General features: G+C 37.0%; 28 protein-coding genes and 2 pseudogenes. 13 read left to right on the forward strand and 17 right to left on the reverse strand.

What is annotated here, in order from left to right; all coding sequences use genetic code 11:
- Window positions 1-74: 74 nt before the first annotated feature.
- On the reverse strand, window positions 75-1778 hold the full coding sequence (gene ilvD, locus ADG03_RS07710; RefSeq protein WP_049472637.1) for a dihydroxy-acid dehydratase: 1704 nt from the start codon (window positions 1776-1778) through the stop codon (window positions 75-77).
- A 215-nt stretch (window positions 1779-1993) separates the two neighbouring features.
- Here ilvD and ADG03_RS07715 point away from each other — a divergent pair, with 215 nt between their 5' ends.
- The 4 genes from ADG03_RS07715 to rpmG all read left to right on the forward strand — a co-directional run bounded on the left by ADG03_RS07715 (window position 1994) and on the right by rpmG (window position 3717).
- On the forward strand, window positions 1994-3016 hold the full coding sequence (locus tag ADG03_RS07715) for an SPFH domain-containing protein (protein ID WP_045764088.1): 1023 nt from the start codon (window positions 1994-1996) through the stop codon (window positions 3014-3016).
- A gap of 2 nt (window positions 3017-3018) precedes the next feature.
- Entirely contained in the window at window positions 3019-3219 is a 201-nt protein-coding gene (locus ADG03_RS07720; RefSeq protein ID WP_003011522.1) for a type II toxin-antitoxin system antitoxin, read from the forward strand.
- Window positions 3220-3369: 150 nt separating this feature from the next.
- Window positions 3370-3552 (forward strand): 50S ribosomal protein L32, encoded by a 183-nt coding sequence (gene rpmF / locus ADG03_RS07725; protein WP_003009516.1) that lies wholly within the window; start codon window positions 3370-3372, stop codon window positions 3550-3552.
- Between the two features lie 15 nt (window positions 3553-3567).
- Window positions 3568-3717, forward strand: coding sequence for a 50S ribosomal protein L33 (gene rpmG / locus ADG03_RS07730; RefSeq protein WP_001265622.1), 150 nt, complete (start codon window positions 3568-3570; stop codon window positions 3715-3717).
- A gap of 78 nt (window positions 3718-3795) precedes the next feature.
- On the opposite strand, the pseudogene ADG03_RS12005 reads toward rpmG, so the two are convergent.
- From ADG03_RS12005 to ADG03_RS07755, 6 genes and pseudogenes are all read right to left on the reverse strand, one after another.
- Window positions 3796-3899 (reverse strand): annotated as a pseudogene (locus ADG03_RS12005) (FanG protein); the annotation flags it as partial.
- A gap of 87 nt (window positions 3900-3986) precedes the next feature.
- A complete protein-coding gene (locus tag ADG03_RS07735) occupies window positions 3987-4790 on the reverse strand; it encodes a hypothetical protein (protein ID WP_003009509.1) in 804 nt (267 codons plus the stop codon).
- The gene (locus tag ADG03_RS07740) at window positions 4780-5241 is read right to left on the reverse strand and encodes a hypothetical protein (RefSeq protein ID WP_049472638.1); all 462 of its coding nucleotides are present in this window, start codon (window positions 5239-5241) and stop codon (window positions 4780-4782) included. The genes ADG03_RS07735 and ADG03_RS07740 overlap by 11 nt, the downstream gene beginning before the upstream one ends.
- A gap of 27 nt (window positions 5242-5268) precedes the next feature.
- Window positions 5269-6585: an FtsX-like permease family protein gene (locus ADG03_RS07745; RefSeq protein ID WP_003009502.1), complete on the reverse strand. Its 1317-nt coding sequence runs from the start codon at window positions 6583-6585 to the stop codon at window positions 5269-5271.
- A gap of 11 nt (window positions 6586-6596) precedes the next feature.
- Window positions 6597-7328, reverse strand: coding sequence for an ABC transporter ATP-binding protein (locus ADG03_RS07750; RefSeq protein WP_003009498.1), 732 nt, complete (start codon window positions 7326-7328; stop codon window positions 6597-6599).
- 76 nt (window positions 7329-7404) lie between these two features.
- The gene (locus tag ADG03_RS07755; protein WP_049472639.1) at window positions 7405-8562 is read right to left on the reverse strand and encodes a hypothetical protein; all 1158 of its coding nucleotides are present in this window, start codon (window positions 8560-8562) and stop codon (window positions 7405-7407) included.
- Window positions 8563-8871: 309 nt separating this feature from the next.
- Here ADG03_RS07755 and ADG03_RS07760 point away from each other — a divergent pair, with 309 nt between their 5' ends.
- The 7 genes from ADG03_RS07760 (at window position 8872) to ADG03_RS07790 (ending at window position 13907) form a co-directional block, all read left to right on the forward strand.
- Window positions 8872-9300: an RNA polymerase sigma factor gene (locus ADG03_RS07760; protein ID WP_003009492.1), complete on the forward strand. Its 429-nt coding sequence runs from the start codon at window positions 8872-8874 to the stop codon at window positions 9298-9300.
- Between the two features lie 181 nt (window positions 9301-9481).
- Window positions 9482-9802, forward strand: coding sequence for a hypothetical protein (locus ADG03_RS07765; protein ID WP_037608226.1), 321 nt, complete (start codon window positions 9482-9484; stop codon window positions 9800-9802).
- Complete coding sequence (locus tag ADG03_RS07770) at window positions 9802-10902, forward strand: P-loop NTPase family protein (RefSeq protein WP_049472640.1); 1101 nt, start codon at window positions 9802-9804, stop codon at window positions 10900-10902. Before ADG03_RS07765 ends, ADG03_RS07770 begins: the two co-directional genes overlap by 1 nt.
- Window positions 10899-11504 carry a DUF502 domain-containing protein gene (locus tag ADG03_RS07775; RefSeq protein WP_003009483.1) on the forward strand — a complete coding sequence of 202 codons (606 nt, stop codon included), beginning with the start codon at window positions 10899-10901 and terminating at the stop codon, window positions 11502-11504. Before ADG03_RS07770 ends, ADG03_RS07775 begins: the two co-directional genes overlap by 4 nt.
- Before the next feature lie 201 nt (window positions 11505-11705).
- Entirely contained in the window at window positions 11706-12311 is a 606-nt protein-coding gene (locus tag ADG03_RS07780; protein WP_003009480.1) for a replication protein, read from the forward strand.
- Window positions 12304-12552: a MerR family transcriptional regulator gene (locus tag ADG03_RS07785; RefSeq protein ID WP_002941172.1), complete on the forward strand. Its 249-nt coding sequence runs from the start codon at window positions 12304-12306 to the stop codon at window positions 12550-12552. The genes ADG03_RS07780 and ADG03_RS07785 overlap by 8 nt, the downstream gene beginning before the upstream one ends.
- Before the next feature lie 89 nt (window positions 12553-12641).
- Window positions 12642-13907, forward strand: a complete 1266-nt coding sequence (locus tag ADG03_RS07790; protein ID WP_003009474.1) for a tyrosine-type recombinase/integrase — start codon at window positions 12642-12644, stop codon at window positions 13905-13907.
- Window positions 13908-14498: 591 nt separating this feature from the next.
- Here the strand turns inward: ADG03_RS07790 and ADG03_RS07795 are convergent.
- The 8 genes and pseudogenes from ADG03_RS07795 to ADG03_RS07830 all read right to left on the reverse strand — a co-directional run bounded on the left by ADG03_RS07795 (window position 14499) and on the right by ADG03_RS07830 (window position 20526).
- Entirely contained in the window at window positions 14499-15284 is a 786-nt protein-coding gene (locus ADG03_RS07795; protein ID WP_003013947.1) for an ABC transporter permease, read from the reverse strand.
- A 1-nt stretch (window position 15285) separates the two neighbouring features.
- Window positions 15286-16080: an ABC transporter permease gene (locus tag ADG03_RS07800; protein ID WP_003013825.1), complete on the reverse strand. Its 795-nt coding sequence runs from the start codon at window positions 16078-16080 to the stop codon at window positions 15286-15288.
- The gene (locus ADG03_RS07805) at window positions 16077-17063 is read right to left on the reverse strand and encodes an ABC transporter ATP-binding protein (RefSeq protein WP_003010129.1); all 987 of its coding nucleotides are present in this window, start codon (window positions 17061-17063) and stop codon (window positions 16077-16079) included. The genes ADG03_RS07800 and ADG03_RS07805 overlap by 4 nt, the downstream gene beginning before the upstream one ends.
- The gene (locus ADG03_RS07810; protein ID WP_049472641.1) at window positions 17056-17259 is read right to left on the reverse strand and encodes a hypothetical protein; all 204 of its coding nucleotides are present in this window, start codon (window positions 17257-17259) and stop codon (window positions 17056-17058) included. Before ADG03_RS07810 ends, ADG03_RS07805 begins: the two co-directional genes overlap by 8 nt.
- 645 nt (window positions 17260-17904) lie before the next feature.
- Window positions 17905-18111 (reverse strand): annotated as a pseudogene (locus tag ADG03_RS07815) (IS3 family transposase); the annotation flags it as partial.
- Between the two features lie 158 nt (window positions 18112-18269).
- Complete coding sequence (locus ADG03_RS07820; RefSeq protein WP_049472643.1) at window positions 18270-18905, reverse strand: SdpI family protein; 636 nt, start codon at window positions 18903-18905, stop codon at window positions 18270-18272.
- Window positions 18892-19173, reverse strand: a complete 282-nt coding sequence (locus ADG03_RS07825) for an autorepressor SdpR family transcription factor (protein WP_049472644.1) — start codon at window positions 19171-19173, stop codon at window positions 18892-18894. The genes ADG03_RS07820 and ADG03_RS07825 overlap by 14 nt, the downstream gene beginning before the upstream one ends.
- A gap of 750 nt (window positions 19174-19923) precedes the next feature.
- Window positions 19924-20526: a hypothetical protein gene (locus ADG03_RS07830; protein ID WP_049472645.1), complete on the reverse strand. Its 603-nt coding sequence runs from the start codon at window positions 20524-20526 to the stop codon at window positions 19924-19926.
- Between the two features lie 211 nt (window positions 20527-20737).
- Here ADG03_RS07830 and ADG03_RS07835 point away from each other — a divergent pair, with 211 nt between their 5' ends.
- Window positions 20738-21655, forward strand: coding sequence for a helix-turn-helix domain-containing protein (locus tag ADG03_RS07835; RefSeq protein WP_049472646.1), 918 nt, complete (start codon window positions 20738-20740; stop codon window positions 21653-21655).
- 489 nt (window positions 21656-22144) lie between these two features.
- The gene (locus tag ADG03_RS07840) at window positions 22145-23314 is read left to right on the forward strand and encodes a CynX/NimT family MFS transporter (RefSeq protein ID WP_049472647.1); all 1170 of its coding nucleotides are present in this window, start codon (window positions 22145-22147) and stop codon (window positions 23312-23314) included.
- 93 nt (window positions 23315-23407) lie between these two features.
- Here ADG03_RS07840 and ADG03_RS07845 read toward each other — a convergent pair whose 3' ends face one another.
- Both ADG03_RS07845 and ADG03_RS07850 read right to left on the reverse strand, forming a co-directional pair.
- On the reverse strand, window positions 23408-24541 hold the full coding sequence (locus ADG03_RS07845; protein ID WP_049472648.1) for a LysM peptidoglycan-binding domain-containing protein: 1134 nt from the start codon (window positions 24539-24541) through the stop codon (window positions 23408-23410).
- A 294-nt stretch (window positions 24542-24835) separates the two neighbouring features.
- Window positions 24836-25459, reverse strand: a complete 624-nt coding sequence (locus tag ADG03_RS07850; protein WP_003009455.1) for a V-type ATP synthase subunit D — start codon at window positions 25457-25459, stop codon at window positions 24836-24838.
- Between the last annotated feature and the right edge of the window lies 1 nt (window position 25460).

Below are 25460 nucleotides of genomic sequence, written 5' to 3' on the forward strand. Positions count from 1 at the left end.
GGACGACGAAATCGAATTCTAACGAATGACCGATTTCTGTCCCACTCTCTATTTGGACAAAGTCGTCCTTGCAATTATTGTTTACCAGACTGTTCCATATTCCAGAAGTCGGTCACTGCACCACGTGATGCTGAAGAAACGATATGGGCGTATTTACCCAGAACCCCACGGCTATAGAGTGGTGGCAAGGTTGTTTCAGCCTTCCGTTTTGCTAACTCTTCGTCTGAGACATGCATGGTGATTTCTTTGGTATCTTGGTCAACTGTCACCATGTCCCCTGTGTGGAGGTAGGCGATTGGGCCACCGACCTGAGCTTCAGGTGCGATGTGTCCGACAACGAGACCGTACGTGCCACCTGAGAAGCGTCCGTCTGTCAAGAGGGCCACCTTGTCTCCTTGGCCTTTCCCAACGATCATAGATGACAAGGACAGCATTTCCGGCATACCAGGACCACCCTTCGGACCTACGAAACGAACAACAACAACGTCGCCATCCACGATTTCGTCTGAAAGAACGGCTTCAATGGCAGCTTCTTCCGAGTCAAAGACCTTAGCAGGACCTGTGATGTTGCGAACTTTCACACCTGATACTTTAGCAACCGCCCCTTCAGGAGCCAAGTTCCCTTTCAAGATGATCAATGGACCATCCGCACGTTTTGGATTTTCAAGTGGCATGATGACTTTTTGACCTGGTGTCAAATCAGCGAAGGCTTCCAAGTTCTCAGCTACTGTTTTACCAGTACAGGTGATACGATCCCCATGAAGGAACCCATTCTTCAGAAGGTATTTCATGACAGCTGGCACGCCACCGACATTGTAAAGGTCTTGGAAAACGTATTTCCCTGAAGGTTTCAAGTCTGCCAAGTGAGGTACGCGCTCTTGGAAATCGTTGAAGTCTTCCAGCGTCAAGTCCACATTAGCTGCGTGAGCGATCGCAAGCAAGTGAAGAGTGGCATTGGTAGAACCACCGAGCGCCATGGTCACTGTAATCGCATCTTCAAAAGCTTCACGGGTCAAGATGTCAGAAGGTTTGAGTCCCATCTCCAGCATCTTCACAACTGCACGACCTGCTTCTTCGATATCCGCCTTTTTATCAGCTGATTCAGCAGGGTGAGAAGAGGAACCGGGCAAGCTCAGCCCAAGGACCTCAATCGCTGTCGCCATGGTGTTAGCCGTATACATCCCACCACAGCCACCAGGGCCAGGGCAGGCATTACATTCAAGATCTTTCACTTCTTCAGCGGTCATATCACCATGGTTCCATTTCCCGATCCCTTCGAAAACAGAAACCAAGTCGATATCCTTGCCGTTCAGATTACCCGGTGCAATGGTACCACCATAGGCAAAGATCGCCGGGATATCCATATTGGCAATGGCGATCATCGAGCCAGGCATGTTCTTATCACAGCCCCCGATGGCTACAAAAGCATCGACGTTGTGACCGCCCATAGCCGCTTCGATAGAATCCGCGATGATATCACGTGACGTTAGGGAGAAGCGCATCCCTGGTGTTCCCATAGCGATCCCATCCGCAACTGTAATGGTGCCAAATTGGACCGGCCAAGCACCTGCATCTTTCACACCTTCTTTGGCCAATTTTCCAAAATCATGAAGGTGGATGTTACAAGGGGTATTTTCCGCCCATGTCGAAATCACTCCGACAATTGGTTTTTCAAAGCTTTCATCGGTCATTCCCGTCGCGCGAAGCATGGCACGGTTGGGAGATTTTACCATGCTATCGTAGACACTACTACGATGGCGTTTGTCTAATTCTGTCATGTCATTCCTCTCGTTACATTTTTTACTATTATAGCATAAAAGAGGCCACAAAGATAGGCAAGAACTTTGGAGGAGCAGACGACAGAAGAAAATTCTTGAATTTTCAGACAATTCAGCTTGCTCGCTTTCTTGCTAAAATAATTTACAGTTATATCTTGACTTTTGTAAGCAAAGTGATATCATTTAGATATCACAAAGAAAGAAGGGTTCGTCCCATGGAAGAAAAAATTTTAACCCAAAAGAAAAACGGCTTAGCTGCCCTTATATGCTTGCTAGTTGGGGATCTCGTCTTAGTTTTAGCATTTATTAGTGCGATTGCTAGTCTACCAGAAGGTTTTCCACTTGCGATTGCAGTTATTACCTGTATTTTTCTCTTTATTGCTAGTCTGGTGTGCTATGCGGGGATTAAAATCATTAAACCGCAAGAGGCCTTGGTTTTGACCTTGTTTGGGAACTATATTGGAACCATTCGAGAAGCGGGTATTTACTTTGTCAATCCCTTCTGTGTCGCTGTCAATCCTGCCAATAACACCCGCTTGGGCCAAAGTGGTGATGTCACCACCAAGTCACCCATGTCTGTCCGTAAAACAGCAGAAGGTAACAATATTTCTATCGAGACAGGTAAAAAGAATATTTCCTTAAAAGTGATGACCTTGAACAACTCTCGTCAGAAGATTAATGACTGTTTGGGAAATCCTGTAGAAATCGGTATTGCAGTCACTTGGCGTGTAGTGGATACGGCTAAAGCAGTCTTCAATGTAGATAACTACAAAGAATATCTCTCATTGCAGTGTGATAGTGCTCTTCGTAATATTGTCCGCATCTATCCTTATGATGTAGCTCCTAATGTCGATACGACAGGAGACGGCCAGGCAGATGAGGGTAGCCTAAGAGGCTCCAGTGAAATTGTGGCCAGTCGTATTCGAGAAGAGATTCAAGCACGTGTAAAAGATGCTGGACTCGAAATTCTAGAAGCTCGTATTACCTACTTGGCCTATGCTCCAGAAATCGCAGCTGTCATGCTTCAACGCCAACAAGCTTCTGCCATTATCGATGCGCGGAAGATGATTGTCGACGGAGCAGTTGGGATGGTTGAAATGGCCCTTGAACGCCTGAGCGAAGGAGAGATTGTAGAGCTAGACGAAGAACGGAAGGCTGCCATGGTTTCGAACCTTCTTGTCGTTCTCTGTGGCAATCATGATGCACAACCAATTGTTAATACGGGAAGTCTCTATTAAGAATGGCTGACCAAAAGAAAAAACAGATTCCACTTAGATTGTCAGCCAAGTTATATGCTGCTATCGCATCATGGGCAGAAGATGACTTTCGATCGGTCAATGGGCAGATCGAGTACCTGCTGACAGAATGTGTCAAACAACGAAAAAAGGATGGCAAATACGTTTCGGAAACGATTGATGAGCCATTTGAAATAGACCTTTAAGGAGAACTCCTGTTCCATTTGATGGGGCGGGAGATTTTTTTAACAATTTTTTGTCAAGTAACTTTACTTTACAAAAAAGTTTTGTTATACTGTTAAAGTTGATGAAAATCAAACCTAATTGAATTTATATCTTAAAAGGAGAAAAACGAAATGGCAGTACCTGCACGTCGCACATCAAAAGCGAAGAAAAACAAACGTCGTACGCACTACAAAGTAACAGCTCCATCTGTAAACTTTGACGAAGCAACTGGAGATTACTCACGTTCACACCGTGTATCACTTAAAGGATACTACAAAGGACGTAAGATCGCTAAAGCTGCATCAGCTGAATAATAGAAGGGAGATACCATGCGCGTAAATATTACACTTGAACACAAAGAATCTGGTGAACGCTTGTACCTTACTTCTAAAAACAAACGTAACACTCCAGACCGTCTTCAATTGAAGAAATACTCACCAAAACTTCGCAAACACGTTGTGTTTACAGAGGTTAAGTAAGGGGTTCAGTACACGTCAACAGGCGTCAAAATATTGATTTAAAGCGATTTTTGAATTTTTGGATTTCAATAAATTGTGCTACAAATCAATAAGAACTCTACCTTTTACTCTACCTTTTTAGATAAATATATCATTTGGATATTGAAGTTAAGCCCTGCTATCATTTCGATGGCAGGGCTTTTTGATTTTTTATGTTTTTGCAGAGCTTTTATATTCCAAGTTACAATTTGTAGCTTTTCATATATTCTCACCTAAAAAATGTCTCTTTCTTAGATTTTTATTCCAATTACTGAGGCAAGCAATTTAATTCCTTCTGCTAAATCAGGGGTTAAGGCAACAGTAGTTGCGATGAATTTCATTGTATTAAAAGCTGAAGTCAAAATTGCCTTTTTAGGTTGTACTTCTTGAACCTCATTTTTAACAATCTCTAAGTTTTGCTTGAGTACTGATTTAGATTCACTATTTCCTATTGTTTCAATAGCATCCTCCACATTCTTTATGGCTCTAAAAATTTCCTCTTTATTAATGATATTTCCTTGCTCAGCATTAACTGTACTACCATGTTCAGCAATATTTACTTGTACTCCTGAACTATTAATCGTTATATAATATGAACTATCATTATCAAATCCCATATCGGTCGCAATATCCTTAATATACTCCTCAATTTCTATAACAAATGGATAAATCAACCTATCACCAAATGCTTTTGCCATATCTTGATATTTTTTACTATGTGCATAGTACCGTCCAAAATCAGTTGTAGACAACTTTTTAAGGGCAATATAGTCAAAAGCTCTATATAAAAGATAAGTTCTTCTACGGCTATCAGCCCCCAGTTCTAAAGCTTTACTTCCATATGAGGAAGCAATTTTATCGAGTTCTGATTCTAACCCCTCTATATCATAAGCTAAGCTCTCAACATAATCAAATATCAAAGATGTCCCCTTAACATAATCTATAAATTCTATTAATGCATCTGTCTGTTCTCCGAAATAAGCATTCATCACATTTGAAGCCAATGTTCTAAATCTTCTGCTAATTTTTCTAAGTTCTTTTTTATTAATCTCCATCTACTAACTCCCCACAAAACGGACAATAACCGCCTTCGAATTTTGTTGTAGTTCGTAATTTTACTACTTTATCACAACACAAGTATTTTTTCTCTTCGAAGTCTCCAACCTTTCTTCCAATTGGCATTTCTGATTCCCTAGCTATCTTATTACTTCCTTTAAATTGTATATTTTTATTGTTTCTAAATGTTCTCTCCATATCCTTCGAAAAATCATTTAATAAATCAGCAACATAGTTTTGAATTATATTTTCTGCCAAATCATTTACATCATCATCTAAATAATTATCACTCTTGAGACCACACTTAGGGCACCAAACATCTATCAAGCTATCATCATTTACATCTTGGACTTGAATCATAAATTTTTCACTACAAATTGGACATTTTAAAACAACAAATCCATCATTATCACTAGGAATAGGTATTTCAAAAATTTTATCACTTGACATTGTAATCCTCTCTATAACTTTTCCAATTTATCTATCTTTAAATAAATAAAACCCCTTTGTAATACAATAAAAGATAACTAACAAACAAAGAATAATAAGGCTAGGTTGCCAAAAACCTGCTATTTCTGCTAAACTCTGCCCTAAACGTTGCCCTATAAAGCTTACTAACATTAACACAATAGCATTAAAAATTACAGAGACCAATGAAATTATTATTGAGTGCATTATTGCTTCTGCAATACGTATTTTAAAAAGTTGTAATTTTGTTATGCCCAATATTTGTAACTGTCTAATATCTTCAATGTCTTTATTAGAAGATAATATTGTGATAGAAATAAAACTAGTAATAATAAGCACAATTGGTGCAGATAGATAGGCAATGAAGGAGGCTCTTGCTTCGTGGACACTATTTATAGTATCCATAAATGAGTACATATTTCTGGTATAGAGGATGAATCCAGAAATGAGAGTTATCCCCATAGTCATCGAAGTCTGTATACTCTTCAAATAACTAGGATTGTATAGTAGGTTCCAAAAACTTGTATTGATTGCATAATTTTCAGATGGGAGAATCTTCATTAATAATTTTATTAAACAAATCTGGGTGGACGGAGATAGAACTTGAATAATTAATATATGAGTAATCAATAAAAATAAAATCATACCAGATTGTATCACAATCACTTCTCTATTATTGGTAAAACCTGCTGAAATAATAATACCTATACACAATAACCATAAGAATAGACGAACAGAAATATTAATAAACTTAGTCGCCTTAACTCTCCAATTTCTACCATTTGATTTTGAATTTGATTCTTTTTTTAATAATCGAATAGAATAAAAATAAGCTCCTAATCCAACAATTGTTGGTACTATTAAAATACTCAATAATACAGTCTGAATATTGGATGTAATAACCAAATCAGGTAATTCATCTCTTCCTAATAAATTTTGTAAAAATTTATAGTAACTATCTGTCACAACGAAGGAAAGGATTGTCCCAAAACTGCTAACAATGACTGCCATTATAGAAAATTGACCAGCTACAAGTAAAGATAGCTGAGATTTACTCGCACCTAAGATAGTCCATAACTCGTAGTCCTTTCTAAATATGTCTATTAGCAATCTTATATTATTTGAAATGAGAAAAAATAGAGTAGTACCTCCAAATATAATCAACATCTGAAAAAGTTGCGAAGCATTAATATTTGAAGTTCTTGATGAGCTAGTAATGCCAAATAAAGATGTCCCAACAATCAGGCTAGATACAAGTAATAATGGAATTGTCCCAAACCATTGTCTCTTTGAATACTGAAACTGATACACAATAAGTCTTAACATATACTCTCACCTCACTTGCCAATAGTTTCAAGAGCCTGATAAAGTTCTTCTGCTGATGGATTAGTAATTTCTTGCGAAATGTAACCATCTTTTAAAATAAATGCTTTATCTGTTTTAGATGCAAGCTCAATGTCATGTGTAACCATTAAAACACACTTCCCCTCATCAGCCATCTTTCTAAGCGATTCAAAAATCAAGTTCCGAGAAATACTGTCTAAAGCACCAGTCGGCTCATCAGCAAAAATAACCTTACTATCTGATAAAATAGCACGAGAAATAGCAATTTTCTGCTGTTCTCCTCCTGATAGTGTTGATACTAATGACGATAGGTCGGCTTTAAAATTCAGATTATCCAATAAGGTTTTTACTTGATTCCTATCGGCAGTCTTCCCTGAAAGTCTTAGAGGTAGTGTAACATTTTCCAATGCTGGTAGAGCAGGAACTAGATTATAATTTTGAAAAATAATAGCAATGTCTTCACATCTAAATTTAGCCAGTTTGCCATCTTTTAGCCTATATGGATTCACACCATTTATAACAACCTCGCCACTAGATGGCTCTGATAAACTTGCTAAGCAATTTAGCAAAGTTGACTTTCCTGAGCCACTGATACCTAATATGGAGATAAATTCACCATAATCCGCGGATAATGTCACTCCCTTTAGTACCGACACCTTCTTATTTTTTTCCAGTAGAAAATCTTTTGTTAGGTCAATTGCATTAACAGCTACATTATTAAACATAGTATCCTCCTAATTTTAATTTTTTACTAAATGTTATTTTCGGTTAATAATTTACTAAATTAAAAATACATTAATACTATTCATGAATCCCTGCATTATCAAGTGATTCAAATAGAATGGAATCCACATTTAAACTTCTAAATATTTGATGTATTCGCCTAGAAATCTTATATCTGAACATAGCTGAATCACTTATAAATTCTGTATCTTTTGATAAAGCAATCTCAAATTTTGTCAGTTCATATTTTTCAAATGAATAAATAGATTTTTTTAGCCCTTGAACTAATTCATCTCTAGAGAGCGATTCAGCATTTTCTGATAAATATTTTTTAATTAGCTTGTTTTTTATGATATCACCATCAATCACATATTCAAACGGTTGGCTAAACACTTGAAAAGTATTATTGAATTTTTCAAGAAGCCCCTCATTTATGAGTACACTCTCTAATGCCATTATTTGTGAGGGATAAATGAATTCCCATTTTTTGAAAAAACTTGAAATCTCTTGAAATCTTTGCTTTTCAACATCTCGTGCTGATTGATGAATAGATACTTTGTCATTAACATTTTGAATAAATTCATCTATCACAGAAAACATTTCGGTTTGGAGGCTTTCTTGGGTTGATTTTTCTGACAGCCTAGAAAGGATTTCTTTGGGCGAATGTGGATCAAGATAAAGAATTTTCGTAGGGTATTGTCGCCTCTCTATTTCGTGTTTCAATGCAAAAAGATATGGTTCTGTCATTAAAAATGGAGTTTTCCCTTTGCCAAATGATCCATTCAGTTCCTCATAAATCTCCCTCATTTCAACTTTATCAACATCATTCAGCAATTCATCAAAAGCTGATAAAATTATACTCTGCTCCAAATCCGAATCCAAGAAAAGCTTATCATATTTGGGAAATACATGTAGTTCCTCATAATACTCTTTTTCTGTTCCATCGCTATAATCTAGATAGAATTGTTCTTTTTGAGGCCAACCATAAATAGTTTTGATAAACCAGTCATCGTCAGACTGGTCTTTTTTTCGTTTATGAATTTCCAAATAAGTGCCGATAATGTCTGAACGCAATATCTTTTGAATCTGACTACGTTTCATGGTTAAGTAATCACCATCTTTATCGTTATCAGGATTCCAATGCTTTCTCAACTCAGATTCAGCTTCCTCATATGTATACCATTTATTAGCTTCAATAATCTCTTTTACTTTTTGTTTGTCTTCCTTAGATAGCATGCGATTTCTGCCTCCCACTCATTTATATTTTACCATTTTCTAACGAAGAGCATAATACAAAACCTCATTAGATTTTGAGTAAGATAATAGTGTAAGAGAAATCTTGCAGAAATATTTAATACAGTCCCAAATGGTGGCCACCAAATGGAACGGATTGAAACAGATATGATGATATAGCGATAAAGGTTATATCTTGTATAGAATTGTTTCGCCGTCTATTTGGTGTGCCATTTTGCACCTATCGGCAATCAATTTTTGCTCATATACGCTTCTTTCTGTTCCTAAAACAGGCTGTTAGAAGAGGTGTATATGCTAACACATTACCCAACAAACGCCGAATTAGTAGCTAATCTTGAACCAGATAAACAAGAGTTTTGGTTGAAAATTCTAAATGACATGGATAAAGAAGAAGCAAACTATCAACGTAAAATTAGATACCATCAAGTATCCAGTTTAGACTTCATTGTATCCAATGATGGACGTGAAACGACACTTCAAGAACTTATTCAAAGTAATTCTTGTTCTGGTGAAGACTATACCATCATGGAAGTTGAAGAGCAACTTTATTGTGAGGCATTAGCTGAATTAGATGAAAAACATCGTATCGTTTTTAAAGCTATATTTGAAAATGGTCTAAATGCTACAAAAGCTAGTCAACTAGTTGGTCGGTCTGATAAGACTGCTAAAAAGTACTATAAGGAAGCCTGTAAACAGGTTCTTAAAAAAATACAATCATAATAAATTAACTAGTAGTCAACAAAAAGACTACTAGTTTTTTTCAAAAAATTCCGAAAACCATATCCTGAATCTCCTATATATAGGAGGTGATAGATATGACCTAGATACAGTATCCAGCTCATGATTAAAACCGAGCATGGCTCATTCACATTATTTTCTATTTACACAGGAGGAACTGCCGATGGCATTCAAAATGAAAACCACAAAAGGTGGTTATACAACTACGTTGGCTGATAAAATTATCAGTCAAAAACAACCGATTTACTCACTTAGTACCGAACTTGAACCACAACAACGGTTTGAAGAAGGAAAACCAACCGGAGAAATCGTAGCCTATAAAGCATGGTTTGTACAGGAAGGGCAAGACCCTTTCCAAGTAAAATTTGAAGATACGATTGAGCTTCCAGCTTTTCAATCCATGATTCAATTTGACACTCTACAAGCCTGCGAAGTAAAATATAACATTTACTTCCGAGCAAATGGTATCAAGGAGGTTCGGTAATGAGTTCACAATCTCGTGATGTGCTGAACCCATCTTACCTGCAATCTTACCTGCTCCAGAGCCTAAACATGGCTCTGGGGGCTTTAATGCAGGGAGAAACCAGCTACACCAATTCTTTTAATATTGTTATTCAAGAAGACGGGTTTATCTTTGTCCCTCGTCTGCCATGTGCCTATATCCTTGATGATGACCTGTACAAAAAAATCTATCTGATTGCCAATGCTTCACTTTATCCACAATACACACTCCTAAAACAAAACGCTACCTATTTTGTCCCTCTAGAAACGGATGACTTACACATTAAACGTGGTTTATTCTTCCCTTGGGAAAGAGGAATTTCAGAACGTTTAACTATTCCTGATTTGGATAAATTTTCAGCTAGCCTACCACAAGGAAAAATTCCCATTATGAAGCACTTTGAACTAAACCTTGAAAAGATAAATCACTGGGCTATTGCTGGAAATTCAGGCTCTGGGAAAAGCTATGCTTTAACGTACTTTCTGAGTGTTCCGAAACATATGTCTGACTTAATTATAATTGACCCAAAATTCGATACACCAAGCCGATGGGCTAGAGAAAATCACATTGCGGTTATCCACCCTGTCGAAAATCGTTCAAAATCCGATTTTGTTTCACAGGTTAATGAGCAATTAAGTCAGTGTGCAACTCTCATTCAGAAAAGGCAAGCTATCTTGTATGATAATCCTAACCATCAATTTACCCATCTAACCATTGTCATTGATGAAGTGCTTGCTCTATCAGAGGGAGTCAATAAGAACATCAAAGAAGCCTTTTTCTCCTTACTCTCACAGATTGCCTTGTTGGGACGTGCTACCAAAATCCATCTCTTTTTGGTAAGCCAGCGTTTTGACCATAACAGCATTCCCATATCAGTAAGGGAACAGCTTAACGTATTATTGCAAATTGGAAATATCAATCAGAAAACCACCCAATTTTTATTTCCTGACTTAGATCCTGAAGGGATTGTTATTCCAACTGGACATGGTACAGGTATCATTCAAGTTATTGATAATGAACACCCTTATCAGGTTCTCCCTCTGCTCTGCCCAACTTACTACACTAAACGAGGTATCCTATGACAACTAAAACCTATTTCATGAGAAGTTTCAATTTCATTCTGAATCTGCTTCTCATCGCTCCTATCTTGTATTTGTTCGGTTGGCTTTTCAATAGTCTATCTATTCAATTGAATACCAATACTCTGTTCAAGTTGGAGACTGTCACAACTATTACTGATAAAATCAGTTCTATTAGTTACGGACTAGCTCTCATTTGCTTGTCCTTATCCTTGGTATTGATTGGAATAGAAATTGTCAAACGGTGGAAAACAGACAGACTTATGAACTATGCGAAATCTATTTATCATACTTTTTCTCTTAGAAATTTCTTATTTCAACGTGAAAAAGTGCAGAAAGTAACAAGTCCTGAACATCAGACTGTACCAACATCAACCCCTGTAAACAACGGATTTAATCTAGCTGTCCGTAAATGTATGGTTGATATTCAGACTGATTCTGTCACTATCTTCATCAAAGTTCCAAGAGACCAACAGGGACAAAAAATTCTAAAGGATATGGAAGCACTATTAAAAGAGGAAATTGCTAGTCAGCATACTGATTACTATTTCTCAGCTCCTATTCGAGTAGGCAATCAATTATGGTTCACTGGTAAAAAACGTTAATCTTTGGGGGCTGTGGCTTGCATTAGCAAGAGCCAAACAGCCCCCCTTTTATTATGTTCCATTCAACTATGAGCTATTGGGGTTACTACGACCCCCAATAGCTCAATAATCAATAATCACAAATTTTGTTCAAAAAATTCCGAAAACTGCACTCATATTCTCCTATAGATAGAACGATAATAACAAGCGAGGTAAAGATATATGGCAAAAGAACAACGTTCAACCAAATGGACATTTCTCTTTTACAAGGAGAGTGTTCCTGAAGACTACTTGAATATCTTAGAGGAACTTCATATCCCCTTTATTCTTAGTCCTTGGCATGATAAGGACGTCAATAGACAAACAGGAGAGTTCAAAAAGTCACACAAACACGGTGCTTTCTTCTTTGATTCGTTGAAAAGCTATTCCCAAGTATCAAATATCATCAGCGATAAACTAAACGGTCCAGCACATGTCGAAGTTGTTATGTCTCCAACAGGTTTATTTGACTATTTTACACATGCAGAAAATCCTGACAAGACCCCTTACAATATCGAAGATATTGAAGTTGGTTGTGGCTTTGATTTGGATAAATTCTTAATGGAGGCGAAGACATCAGATTTTATTCATGAAGCAGTTGATATTATCGAAGAAAATGACTTTACCGAATTTGAAGAGCTAGTTTGGTATGCACGAGCAAACAATACAAATTTGTTAGGACTCATTATTGAACGCACCTATTTCTTCGCCAAATATCTAGATTCTCGACGGCATAATCCAAATCGGTTCCAAGCTACCAATGCAGAGGAGAAAGACAGCGATGAATAACGAAAAGTTAGAACAAATTGAACAATTATTGCAAACACTTATCAAGCTCATTCAAATCAAAGAGCAGAACAGACCGCTAGAGATAATTCAACAACGAGAATTACTGAAGCAGTTGAATATCTCTCCGAATACACTAAAAACTTGGGAACAAAAAGGATTAAAAAGATTAGAACCTCCAATTGAAGGAACACGAACTGTCTTCTATTTACTAGATGATGTTATTAACTTCTTACAATCCTAATATTGAAAATTTGTGCTAAAATAGTTCTATCTAAAAGAAAGAGTGGTAACTATTTTAGCCTACTTCAATATCCCTGAAGAAAGGCAAACATGGAAACTGAAACAATTATCCATAATGGCAAAAAGGTCATTAAAAAAATCAAAAAAGATAAATCCATTTCATATACACTGAAAGGAGCATTTCTTGGTAAGGATGTTAAAACTGGTAAACAGGTCACAACAACTATTACTGCAAAAACACTTAAGCAACTTGATAGAGAAGTTATTCAAGCTCGCTTAGAATTTGAAAGAAATAGATTTACTCGAAAAGAGAATGTGTCTATTAATACGCTGGAAGATTTAGCTGAAGCTTGGTTTCAAGCTTATCAAACTTGGGTTAGTTCACATAATACATTAAATAGGGTAAGGGGCTACCTAGATAATTATATTATTCCTAAATTCGGAGATTACAAACCAGGTAAAATTGAATCTGCCGATATTCAGCTATGGTTAAATGACCTAGCAAAGAAATCAAAAAAATCAGTTGAATCTGGTGTGAAGCGTGCAAATAAAGGATGTGCAAAAGATTTCGGTGCTGTCATCCATAAGTTGAAAGATATTTTTGACTATGGCATTACTAACTATGGTCTGACCTCTAACCCTGTCAACACTATCAAGATTCCACCCAAGCCCAAGTCTAGCAAGCAACGTATCATGGTTTTACATGATGATAGTCTCGCTAGGTGGCTTAATTATCTTGAAAGTTTAGATAACAGTAGAGCCAATCGACGGTTTAAGTTGATTTGTAACACACTCTTAGCTTCAGCCTTGCGTATAAATGAGTTACTGGCATTGACAATTGATGATTTGAACTTCGAAGAATCCTCCATTAGTGTCAACAAAACATTACTTTGGAAAACCGCTAACAAAAAGACTGGAACAAAAGGGAAAGTCATCTGTAAAGCAACTCCAAAAACCGATGCAGGTAATCGCTCTATTCCAGTTCCTTTGTCTATACTTGAAGAACTTCGAGATTTTCACAATGAAATGAACGAGTATCTTAAATTACACAATAAACCTGAAACAAAATTGATTTTCCCAACAATATACGGAAACTATATGTGTGATAGAAACGAGCGAACAACTCTCAAGAATAGATTAGCAGGTCTAGGATTACCAGATTATGGTTTCCATTTATTCCGACACACTCATGCTTCAATGTTGCTTAATGCTGGCACAAACTGGAAAGAACTCCAAGTCAGAATGGGACATAAATCAATTTCAACTACAATGGATACTTACGCTGAATTAGCACCACAACGAAAGTTAGAAGCTGTGGGTATTTATCTTGATAAGATTGCTGAACTAACGCAATAACTACTCTACCATTCGCTCTACCTTTCACTAAGGAACATTACAAAAACGTTGATATATAAACGTTTCTAACAGCTAAAATAGATAATACTTAACCTTTACAGAAGTGAAATAGGGATTCACTACACGTCAATAGATGTGAGAAACCTTGATTTTAAGCGATTCTTGAAATTTTAAATTTCACTACATTGCAATATAAATCAACCGAATCACTACCTTTTTCACTACCTTTTTTGAAATAAGAATAATGATTCGGATATATAAAAGAAGAGGAACTTTATTGTGAAGCTCCTCTTTTTGTTATGTGTTCTTTTTCTCACAGATCGTATGACCTGGTTTGACACAGTTGGATTTCAGGTACTTTCAGTTTAGCTTTATATCAACCATCATCAAAATCCAACTATTTTCTTATTTTAAAAAATATGAATAAGTTTGATTGAATGAGGGAATTTCTTTAAATTTTTTCTTAGCACCTATAAGTTAATAATACTATTCTTTAAATTATAGTTTATAATTATCTGATGTTTCAATGACCACAAAACAAAGTACAGCGAATCACTTCCTTTAGTCAAACATATAACTGAACAACATTGTTTATCTTCCTGCACTTTCATATTTTTTCAATCCTTTTCTAAAAATTGTACGACTGATAATAATCAAAAAAACTGTAAAAACTATTTGATAGAAAAATAGGTTCAATGTATCTTTCCCTAAAAATATTAATACTGCAGGATTGGCAATTAATAAATTGGGAACAAATAACATAGTGATCAATCTGTTAATACCTGTAAAAATATTATATGGATACTTAGAAATTCCAATATAATTCAAAAATACATCTACTTTTGAAAATTTAGTTGGGAACCAAAATGAACTAATCGTTATTAGAAACCAAATTGAATAATATATAATACAACCACACATTAAAGAAAGGATATAAAATAATATTTTTAATGAATTTAAATGTACATTTAAATTTCCATAACTTATAAAAATGATCGCAAGACCAAAAAAAGTATTCACGAATTGAACTAAATTAAATGATCTAAAAATATAGAACAACTGAGTATCAAACGGCCTCAATAAAATTTGATCCAAGTTACCACTCAAAATATCTGATTCTAAAATTCCCATACTTCTAATTAACAATCCCATCATAACTCCATCTACAATAGTGTAGGAACCTACCAAAAATAAAATTTGATAATAGTCCCAACCATTAAAAGAGTCTATGTTTAAGAAAATCAATCTAAAAAATACAATAGGTAAACCAATCCACAGTATCGACGAAAATAGACCACAAAAGAAGTCAAAATGAAAATTCATATCAGATTTAAAACCAAAATGAAGTAGCCTAAAAATTACTTTTATTCTAAACATTTTATCCTCCCACATTTGAGAAGTGCTCCACTCCTTTTCTCAATATGAATCTTGATATAATATAAAAAATGATGCACCAAATCAATTGAATACAAATAATTCTCAAATAGTCTATTAATTTATATGTATCATTACTAAACATCTGAAGCGGTTCATATACTAAGTATTTAAAAGGTAATACATCTAAAAACAGACGAAAATTATTTGAAAAAAAACTTAAAGGCAATAATATTCCTGATAAAAACTGAATTACTATTTCTTTAACAGTAAGGACAAAAAATATATTTTCTAACCAAAAAGAAAGCATACCTACACAACATGATATTAAAAACCATAGAACCATAGATAGAATAATTGCAATACTTCCTAAAATAAGAATTTCAATGGTTAATAACTCATTCTTGTAATAAACACTGGAGAATAAAATGACAGGAATGATGATAAATAATAAATGAGCAAGCCTATCTCCAAGCATTTTACAAAAATAATACTTATAAAAAGTAACAGGTTTTATTAATATGCTAAAAAAATTTCCTGAATGAACATCGTCATTGATTTCCCAATCAACTGGATAAAAAACAAAATATGAAAAAATTATAGTCCCCAAATAGTATTGAACCATTGAGGTAAAATCATATCCTGCTATATTTATCTGGTTACTCTGATATATATACGTCCATAAAAATACTGATATCATAATTTGTATACTTGCCTGTAACATTAACAATAGTACACTTGATTTATAGTTCAAAATAGATCGAAATGATATCAGAATAATAGACATTTCTTTTTTCAATTGTGCTCCTTTTTTGTAAAATAGTTTTGTAAAATAATTTCTTCTAAAGAAAGATTTGATATTTCAAAATCTTCTATATCTACAAGCTTATTGATTGATTCTAATGTCTCAAAGACAAAATCTCTAGGTATTTTTAGTATACATTCCGATTTTGTTTGAGAAATGACTACTACTCCTTTAACAGAGCATAACTCTGGTACCAAATCTAATGTCATTTTTATCTTTAAATATTTAAAATCAGAAAATTTAGATAAAATAACATCCATTGACTCCTGCAAAATAATTTTTCCTTTGTCAATGACGATTAATTCGTCACAAACAGACGAAATATCATCCATATCATGACTCGTTAAAATAATAGTAGTATGACATTCTTCATTCATTTTCTTTAAAAATGTTCTGATATCTTTTTTAGACTGTATATCTAACCCTATAGTAGGCTCGTCTAAAAATAATATTTCCGGACTTGTTAAAGATGCCGCGATAAACTCCATTTTCATTTTTTGTCCAAGAGAGAGGGTCCGGACCTGCTGGTAAAGCTGATCTTTTACATTCAACAAATTGCTTAATTCCTGAATTCGTTCTTGTAAAATCGCCGGTTCTACCTCATATAAAGTACCAATCAATTGAAAATAATCCATAGCCGAAACATCTTGAAATAACTGTAATTTATTTCCTACTACTATTGAAATTTTTTTTCTAAAATTTATACTTCTTTTAAATGGAATTTCTCCATTCACTTCTAATTTTCCGGAACTAGGATAAAGAGTCCCAGTCAACATTTTAATCGTTGTGGATTTACCAGCTCCATTACTCCCAATAAAGCCAACTATACTCCCTCTCTTAATCGTAAAACTAATATCTTGAACAGCTCGAATCGTTATTTGATTACGTTTCAAAAATCTCTTGATAAATGGGAGTCTTGAATCAAAATTATAAAAATTTTTAGATAAATTCTGAGCATTAATAACTATTTCACTCATATATCTCTCCTTTCGATAAAATATATTTACTTGTACTTTTTCCATACTTTACCAAAATGCTAAAGATTGAGCTAAAATCTTCGGGATGGGTAAAATAATTTTTGTCTTTAAAAAGTTTCTCAAAACCTTCAAGGCGATTATTGAAATCATTAAATTTTGTATTGTCTAGCTGGTTGAATGTCTCTTTAATATCCATAAACTTTCTCCGTGATTCTTTATTTCACTTTATAAATAGAAGAGTGTCTATATATTTATAGATCCTCAAGGACTTGCATTTTATCAAGTATAAGTAGAATAGTATGTAAGGGTTTACATATTCGTATTATATGATTATTTAAGGAATCCGTCAATTTCCCACATTATTATATGACAAAATGTATTTTTTAAAAATGCAAAAATCTATGAGCAAGATGTTTGACTTCCTTTTTTAAAGTATATATACTTATATTAACCTTATAAAAGAAAGAATGTTTGAACAGATATTCAATAATAATTACTTTTTTTAAAATTAAAATTCGAACTTTAAATTTTTATATTTTTTATATTATTGAGTAACCTAAATTGCCCAATTTGTAAAATTAAGCTAGACAAAAAAAGACATCCAAGAGAAATTTCTTAAATGTCTGTAAACGTTGATATAAGCGTGTTGATTAACGTTTTGATAATTGTGATGCTTTACGAGCTTTCTTAAGACCTGGTTTGGAAAGTATGAGTTTCAGTTGGATTAAAAATAGCGTAATATCAATGCTTTTCAGAATGATATCTACGGATTAATTTCAAAAAATATGAATTAATTTAATTGAAACAGGGTGTACTGATCCCAAAAAGTTAGACAAATAGGCTATCCAAAGGATTTAGTTCTGTATTTCACAGGACTAAATCCTTTTAGTTTTTCCTTAATTCGTTTGTTGTTGTAATAATCAATATAGTCTACATTAGCTTGTTCCAATTGATTAAGCGACTTAAATATATTCTCATAACCATAAAACATTTCTGATTTTAAAATGCCAAAGAAAGATTCCATCATGTTGTTATCTGGGCTATGTCCTTCATAGCGAAACTTCATCTGAAACAATTTCAGATGAAGGGATTTGGTGCGCTCTTTTTTCAATTTGTTTTGGCTAAGAAAACGATGAAATCAAGCACTATAAAAACCAGTAGAAGTTACCCTAACACGGATTTCCACTGGTTTTTACGTTTTTTATACTAACGACTTATCCGACTTAGTTGATAAGAATACAGGATCGGAATGAGAACAATTGCGAGGATGACGATCCCCATTACATAAGGGACAGCAAACTGAAGTCCTGCTTCAAGTAGAAGGATCAACCCTCCGAGGACCCACAACTTCCCTGCCAAGCGATGGGTTTTGTGCCAGTTATCTTCACTCTGTAAGGTCCAAGGGAGGCGGATTCCAACCGTATGGTTCACTTTTAGCTTGGGCATGTAGTTGCCCATGATTACAAAGATGAGCCCTAGCAAAGCCGAAACAAAAACAGATGGATTGGTAGTAGATCCTAGCGCCTTGCTATAAATGAGATAGGAGGTACTTAAGGAAACGATTGGGGTCAACCAGTAAATCGCTCTGATCATTTTTTCATTCATAGCGCTATTCTTAGGATCACGTCCGATCATAAAGATCACAAACAGATGCACCATGAGATCGAAAATAGGAAGACCAAACACAACCAGGGGTTTCGATTGGAAGTTATTGGCCTGGCCAGCAAAATTGAAGTGAATCGGGATTTGGTTAGGCAATTGCGACCAAATCATCAGCCCCCAAAGCATGGGGAAAAGGATCACCATAGAAGTTAATAGCAATAGTTTTTTATTCGTTTTCATCAGTAGAGTCTCCTTTCAAATCAACGAGCCAGACCATTAAATCCTCCAAGACTGAAGTATTGAGTTCATAGTAGATAAAATTCTTCTCTTTTTCCTCTCGAATTAAATCTGCCTGCTTGAGGAGGCTTAAATGATGGGAAATGGTCGCTCCTGCTACATCAAAGTGGCCAGCGATATCTCCAGCAGATAATTTCCCCGCCTTTAGCAGTTCTATGATACTTCTTCTTATCGGATTCGATAAAGCTTTAAATGTTTGTGCAAAATTCATTCTCTATCTCCTCTAATCTATTTAGATATCTTTCTAAATAGATTCTAGTACTTTCGGATGGGTTTGTCAACTCTATTTAGAAAAAAATCTAAATAGTTTCTGTTGTAACAATTTATCAGACCTAAGACCGATTCTTATAAACAGCGTCTTTTCTTAAGTTTTCTTTAAGAAATCAGCCTTATAATAAAACCATCAAATGAAGACCTCCTAACTTTGTTTGATAGAAAATCCTAAACTTTTTCATAATAATCTCCCTATAAGAGCCACCAAAACCGGTGGCTTTTTTCTACGTACCTTAGTGAGTCAAGTCCAATAGGGGCGTAGACGAACTTAGGTACGTTGACGCAGTTCGAACGACAGTGAGAACTACGATCCTTATAATACTTAATGAGGTGAACTCAGAGAGTTCAACCGAATTTAGAGATATTGACGCAGTTTGAGCGGAGCGAAAACTACGTGCCTTATTTTTTTACGAGCATCAGCGAGTTTAGGTACATTGATGCAGTTCGAACGACAGTGAGAACTACGGTCCTTATTCTCTTTACGAGCATCAGCGAGCTTAGGTACGTTGATGCAGTTCTAACGACAGTGAGAACTACGGTCCTTATTCTCTTTACAAGCACCAGTGAACTTAAGTACATGGATGCCGTGCGGAACTACTTTTTACAGGAGAACAAAATAACCTCCACGAGAGCTCTGATTTTCGATCATGACTCTCGGGAGGTTTTTTCATCTTTTATCTTTTTGACATTACATATCTTTGTGGATGCGATAAGTATTGTAAGCAGTGACTACATTAGCAACAGCGCTGACCCTTGAGCTACGTGCGATATCAGCTTGTAGGGCATTGGCTTCCTCTTGCAGATTCACTTGCGTTTCATGGAATTGTTGCATTTCAAGCAGATTGTAGGCTTCTGGTAAGGTAGAGGCACGGCCTTCTGCGATTAAGTTATATAGTCGGAAGAGGTCGTGGTAATTATAAAATTTTTGTGGGAAACCTTGCATCCCTTGTTGGTAGGCTGGTTGGCTGATTTCCTGGTTATAAAGAGCCCGGGCATTGGCAAGAGCCTGCTTGGCTGGGGCTACAAATACAAAATATTTGATCGCAATCAACCCACCCATCAATCCGAGCATCAGTAGAAAACCGTGCATCAGGTGACTTTGTTCTAAGAGAAAAATCGTAAAAGCAAAAAGAAGATTGAGAGCCAGTGTGACCGTAATTGGCCCATTGAGTCTCTTCGCTGCTTGATTTAATCGGTTTTGTTGCCGCTGAACTTCATCCCAAGCAACTGCTGCAGGGGCTGTGAGCACGCGCTTTTCATCTAATAGCTGTAAAATTTCTTGTGTCGTCATTGTAAATCTCCTTTTGTTATAAGCGTATCTTCTAGAATTGACCTTATTTTATCAAAAATCCCTCCCTAAAAAAGGGCCATGTAAACTATAGTTTCATTTTTCTTAAAAATCGAAGAATTTCTAGTTTTTTTGTCAAAAATTAAACTCCGAGTTTAATTCCAGCCTTTTTTGAGGTATACTAATGGTATGCTAATTGAAAGGAAGTCCCCCTATGTCCTCATCTTCGCCATTTGGTCCAACATTTCGTAAGATTCGTGAAGCACGCGGTCTTTCTCTAAAAGAAGTCGCTGCAGATATTGTCTCTCCTCAGTTCCTCAGCCAATTTGAGCGTTCTCAAAAAGGAGTAACCATCGAGACATTCTCTCGACTCTTGCTGTCTATGGGGGTGGATTGGGACACCTTTTTGTCCCATTATCCTGGCTTAACCATTCAAAATTTCAGCCCCATTTTGATGAAACACATCAATCAAGAAAACATGGATTTTCTGTCCATTATTGAGCGCTTAAAGCACGAAAAATCACCTGTTGCCGAGGAGAACAAAGAGCTCTGGCAACTCTATTTGCGTTCGCTTGAAATCAATGTCAATAACGCGATGGGAAAAGAAATCCACCTAGAAGACGCACCTGTCTCGATTCAACGAATCGCTCAAGAAGTGCCGTTTGCCTATCAAAATGAAATTGAGCAAGACTTCACCATTGCCCTTTTGTCTGTCTTGCCCTATGAAGTCGTCGCTAAGATTCGAAAGGAATCCTTGGAACTTTTTGAAAGCAGTTATTCTGCCTACTCTGCCAATGCGTTGGCCTCTTTGCTGTTAAATCTGGCCAACTATCTTATTAAAAAAGAACTCTACCTAGAAGCTCTGAATTTTCTTCAATCAATTAACCAGCTTCGCAAGCGCAAACCGATTTTAAACACCAGTATTTCCATGCAGTTAGAATTTATGCAGGTCTATGCCCTCCTTGGCTTAAATGACAAGGAAGGGGTTTACCGTGCCAAGCAGGTCCTAAAAGCCCTGGAAGGTTTGATTGCACTCGAAAATTTCGGAAGCCCGCTTATTCAAATCAAGACAAAATTCATGTTGCGGGTCAATGAACTCAACAAAACTGGCATTGATTTCTTCAGTGAGTAAAGGCATCTCAGACTTCAGACCGATTCTTTCGATCAGCGCCTTTTCTTAAGTTTTCTTTAAGCAAACCGCCTTATAATAAAACCATCAAATAAAGACCTCCTAACTTTGTTTGATAGAAAATCCTAAACTTTTTCATAATAATCTCCCTATAAGAGCCACCAAAACCGGTGGCTTTTTCTACGTACCTTAGTGAACGTTAGTGAACTTAGCTACGTTGATGCAGTTCGAACGCTAGTGAGAACTACGGTCCTTATAAAACTGAGCGAGGTGAACTCAGAAAGTTCAACCGAATTTAGAGATATTGATGCAGTTCGAACGGTAGTGAGAACTACGTTCCTTATTCCTTTAGCGAACGTTAGTGAGCTTAGGTACGTTGACGAAGTTCGAACGGCAGTGAAAACTACGGTCCTTCTCCTTCATTTGTACAAATACTCCAATTTATGCTCGATCTATGTTATAATGAAGAGAATTTTTGTCTGAGGAGGATTTATGAAAAAAACACATTCTATGCTATTCGTCCCAGGCATCATTATGCTTGGGATTGTTTTACGAACACCATTTACTACGCTTCCGACAGTCTTGTCTGACATCGCTGCTGGTTTGGGGGTAGATGTGAGCTCTCTGGGACTATTGACTAGCTTACCACTTCTCACGTTTGCCATTTTCTCACCTTTTGCGATTCAATTTGCTAAAAAGTTGGGGATTGAGCGCCTCTTTTTCCTAGTTTTGATCGCAATGACGATCGGATCTGCCATTCGGATTATCAACCTCCCCTTCCTCTATCTGGGAACCATCTTGATTGGAGCTGGCATCGCCTTTCTCAATGTGTTGCTTCCAAGCCTGATTCAGGCGAACAGACCCCGCCAACTAGGCATTCTGACCACTTTGTACATCACTTCTATGGGGATGTCCACAGCGATCGCCTCTTCTGTCGCTGTTCCGATCACCAAAGCCACTTCTTGGCAAGGTTTGGTCAACATCTTGACAGCCTTGTGTGCTCTTGCTTTGGTCATCTGGATTCCTAACCTTCGCTACAACCACCATCTAAAAAAGACGGCTACTACAGAATCTAGTAGCAAGTGGTATACCAATAAATATGTCTGGGCTATCATGATTTTTGGAGGCTTGCAGTCACTGCTTTTCTACACAAGTATGACCTGGCTTCCGACCATGGCTGTTCAAGCTGGCCTTTCAAAGGTTGAATCTGGGCTACTTGCCTCAGTGTTCACCTTGATCAGTCTCCCATTCTCCTTGACGATCCCAAGTTTGACCACACGACTATCCGATCGCAACCGACGCTTGATGCTTGCCATTGTTGTCGGAGCAGGGATTCTGGGAGTAGCCATGCTCTTAATCCCGACCAGCAACTTCTTCTACTGGTTGGTATTAAATGCCCTGATTGGAAGTTCCGTTAGTTCGCTCTTTCCTTACCTCATGGTCGCTTTCTCTATGAAATCCAGCACACCTGAAAAAACAGCCCAACTTTCCGGTCTTGCCCAAACAGGAGGCTACGTCTTTGCAGCCTTTGGTCCCATCCTCTTCGGCTACAGCAAATCTCTCTTCCACTCTTGGACACCAGCTATCCTCATGCTACTGGTCTTAACCATTATCATGGCGATTGCCCTTTATCAGGTGGAAAAAGTCGATCATATTTTATAACCATCGTCTGGCTGGAAGATTGTTCTTCCGGCTTTTTTTGTGCATACAAAAAAGAACTAGGCTCTAGGCCTAGTTCGATGTTTCTGGTTTGAATTATTCGGTAAATGAGATATGCACGTGGTCATAGTGGTTTGCTGTATCTCCACCACGGTCAGGCATTTGGTTCCAAGTGTTAGCTGGTCCGTAAATGTTGTCTACTGGCATGTAGAATTGTTGTTTCCAGATAACATATGAGATACCTGCACGGTCCATATTGTCAATAGCATATTGGGCAACTTGATCTCCAAGTTGTGAACTGGTTGGTACCATTACGTCCACTGCAAGTCCTTTACCATGATCGTCTGGATCCCCTTCACGGTAACCACCAATGTTTGTGATACCAAATTTTGCAGCGATTTCTTGACGGAAAGCTTCCGCTTGTGGTTGAAGGTGTGGATCATTTGGAATCGTATTTCCGCTCGTTGAGGTTTCTGCTACTGGTTGCACTTCTGGTGCTGCGACAGTTTCTGCTGCTGCAGGTTGTGCTGCCGGAGCTTCGTCTGCAGGAGCTGGTGTTTCAGCAGGAGCTTCTGGTTGAGTTGCTGGAGCTTCAGGAGCAGAAGCTGGGGCTGTTTCTGGGTTTTGAGTTGCAACATTGGTAGCTGGAGCACCGTAGCTTGGTGTTTCTGGAACAGCTGGTTGTGCTGGTGTTTCTGCTACTGGTACTTCAACTACAGGAGCTTCCGCTGGGGCTTCTTGAGCTTCCGCTGCTGGAGCAACTGGAACAGCTTTGTTATCTTCGTTTACTGGTTTAGACAAATCGTTGACAGCGACTGTTTGGTCATCAACTGTCACTTGGTTTGTTGTCAAGTCAGCACTTGCAACGGTTGCATCTGTCGCACCTGCTTGAGGAGTTTGGATTTCAACTGAAGTTACTTCTTTTTGATCATTTACTGTTGTTTTCAAAACAGTACCTGGGTAGATCAAATCCATGTTGCTGATGTTGTTTAAGTTTGCCAACACATGAACATCGATTCCAAGCGCTTCTGCGATCGAACTCAATGTATCACCATATTTGATGGTATAAGTTTGTTGGTTTTCACCGCTTTGTTGGATATCATGTTTGATTTCATCTACTGAGCGAGCTACCCAATCTTCAAGTGTTTCTGCAGTGGCTTTTGTAAATGGAATCACTGCAAGAGCTACTGTTGAAGCGATCAAGGCTTTCGTATTAACTTTTAATTTCATCTTTTATCCTCTTTTTTCTTTGTTTTTTTGCTCAAGATTTTCTTGGACAAATTAACTACCATACTATCTTATCACAATTTAAAAATAATAAAAGGCCTTTTTGGCTATTTAACAAAACTGTATTTTTCTTGTAACATTTCGTCTTTCTTGTCACATTGTTACAAACTAGTAACATAAAATTAGGGTCCTGGAAGAAGAGTTCGAGGGCGCAAAAAAAGCCTCATCAAGGAGCGGCTCCTCGATGAGGTTCTTGTCTTTTTCAAGTAATTGAACACGCCTACAACTCTTTGTATCTTACTTCACCTTCATGATTCTGACAAGGTTGGCGCGTTCGGCTTCTTCGAGTTTCATTTCGATATAATAGATAGTCTCTTTGAGGTCTGGGATGGTCGCATACTCGAGTCCGTTCACTCGACGGCGGGTTTTCTCGATTTCATCTGCCATGAGCTGGCAGCTTTTTTCGATTTCCGCTAACTTGAGCAAATCTGGAAGTAGATCCCCCATTTCTTGGATCGTGCTATCCATTTGACTGTTGGAGGCGAGGTAGCTATAAACCACGTCCCCTTCATCCTCTCCGTATGGATTATCGATACGGGCATGGAGCTTGGGCACGCGCACACTCATGACATTTTCTTCCTCGATATGGAGCATCACTTCTCGAGTGGGAACAGCAAAGATTTCTTCTACCATAAGGTCACTCTCTAAGGACTTGGCCATCACGAAATCTTGCATATTGCCCACCAGCGCTGCCTCCACCTTTTGGCGCAGACGATTATTCTCACGCACAGCTTCAATAAAGCGACGCATGAGTTCATCCCGCTTATCCTTGAGCAACTTATGCCCCCGGGTTGCTGTCTTGAGGCGCTCTTTGAGAATATTGAGCTCCATCCGAGTTGGTTTTACATTTAATCGTGCCATA

It is taken from the genome of Streptococcus parasanguinis (assembly GCF_001069785.1).
In the GTDB taxonomy this organism is placed as follows: Bacteria; Bacillota; Bacilli; order Lactobacillales; family Streptococcaceae; genus Streptococcus; species Streptococcus parasanguinis_T.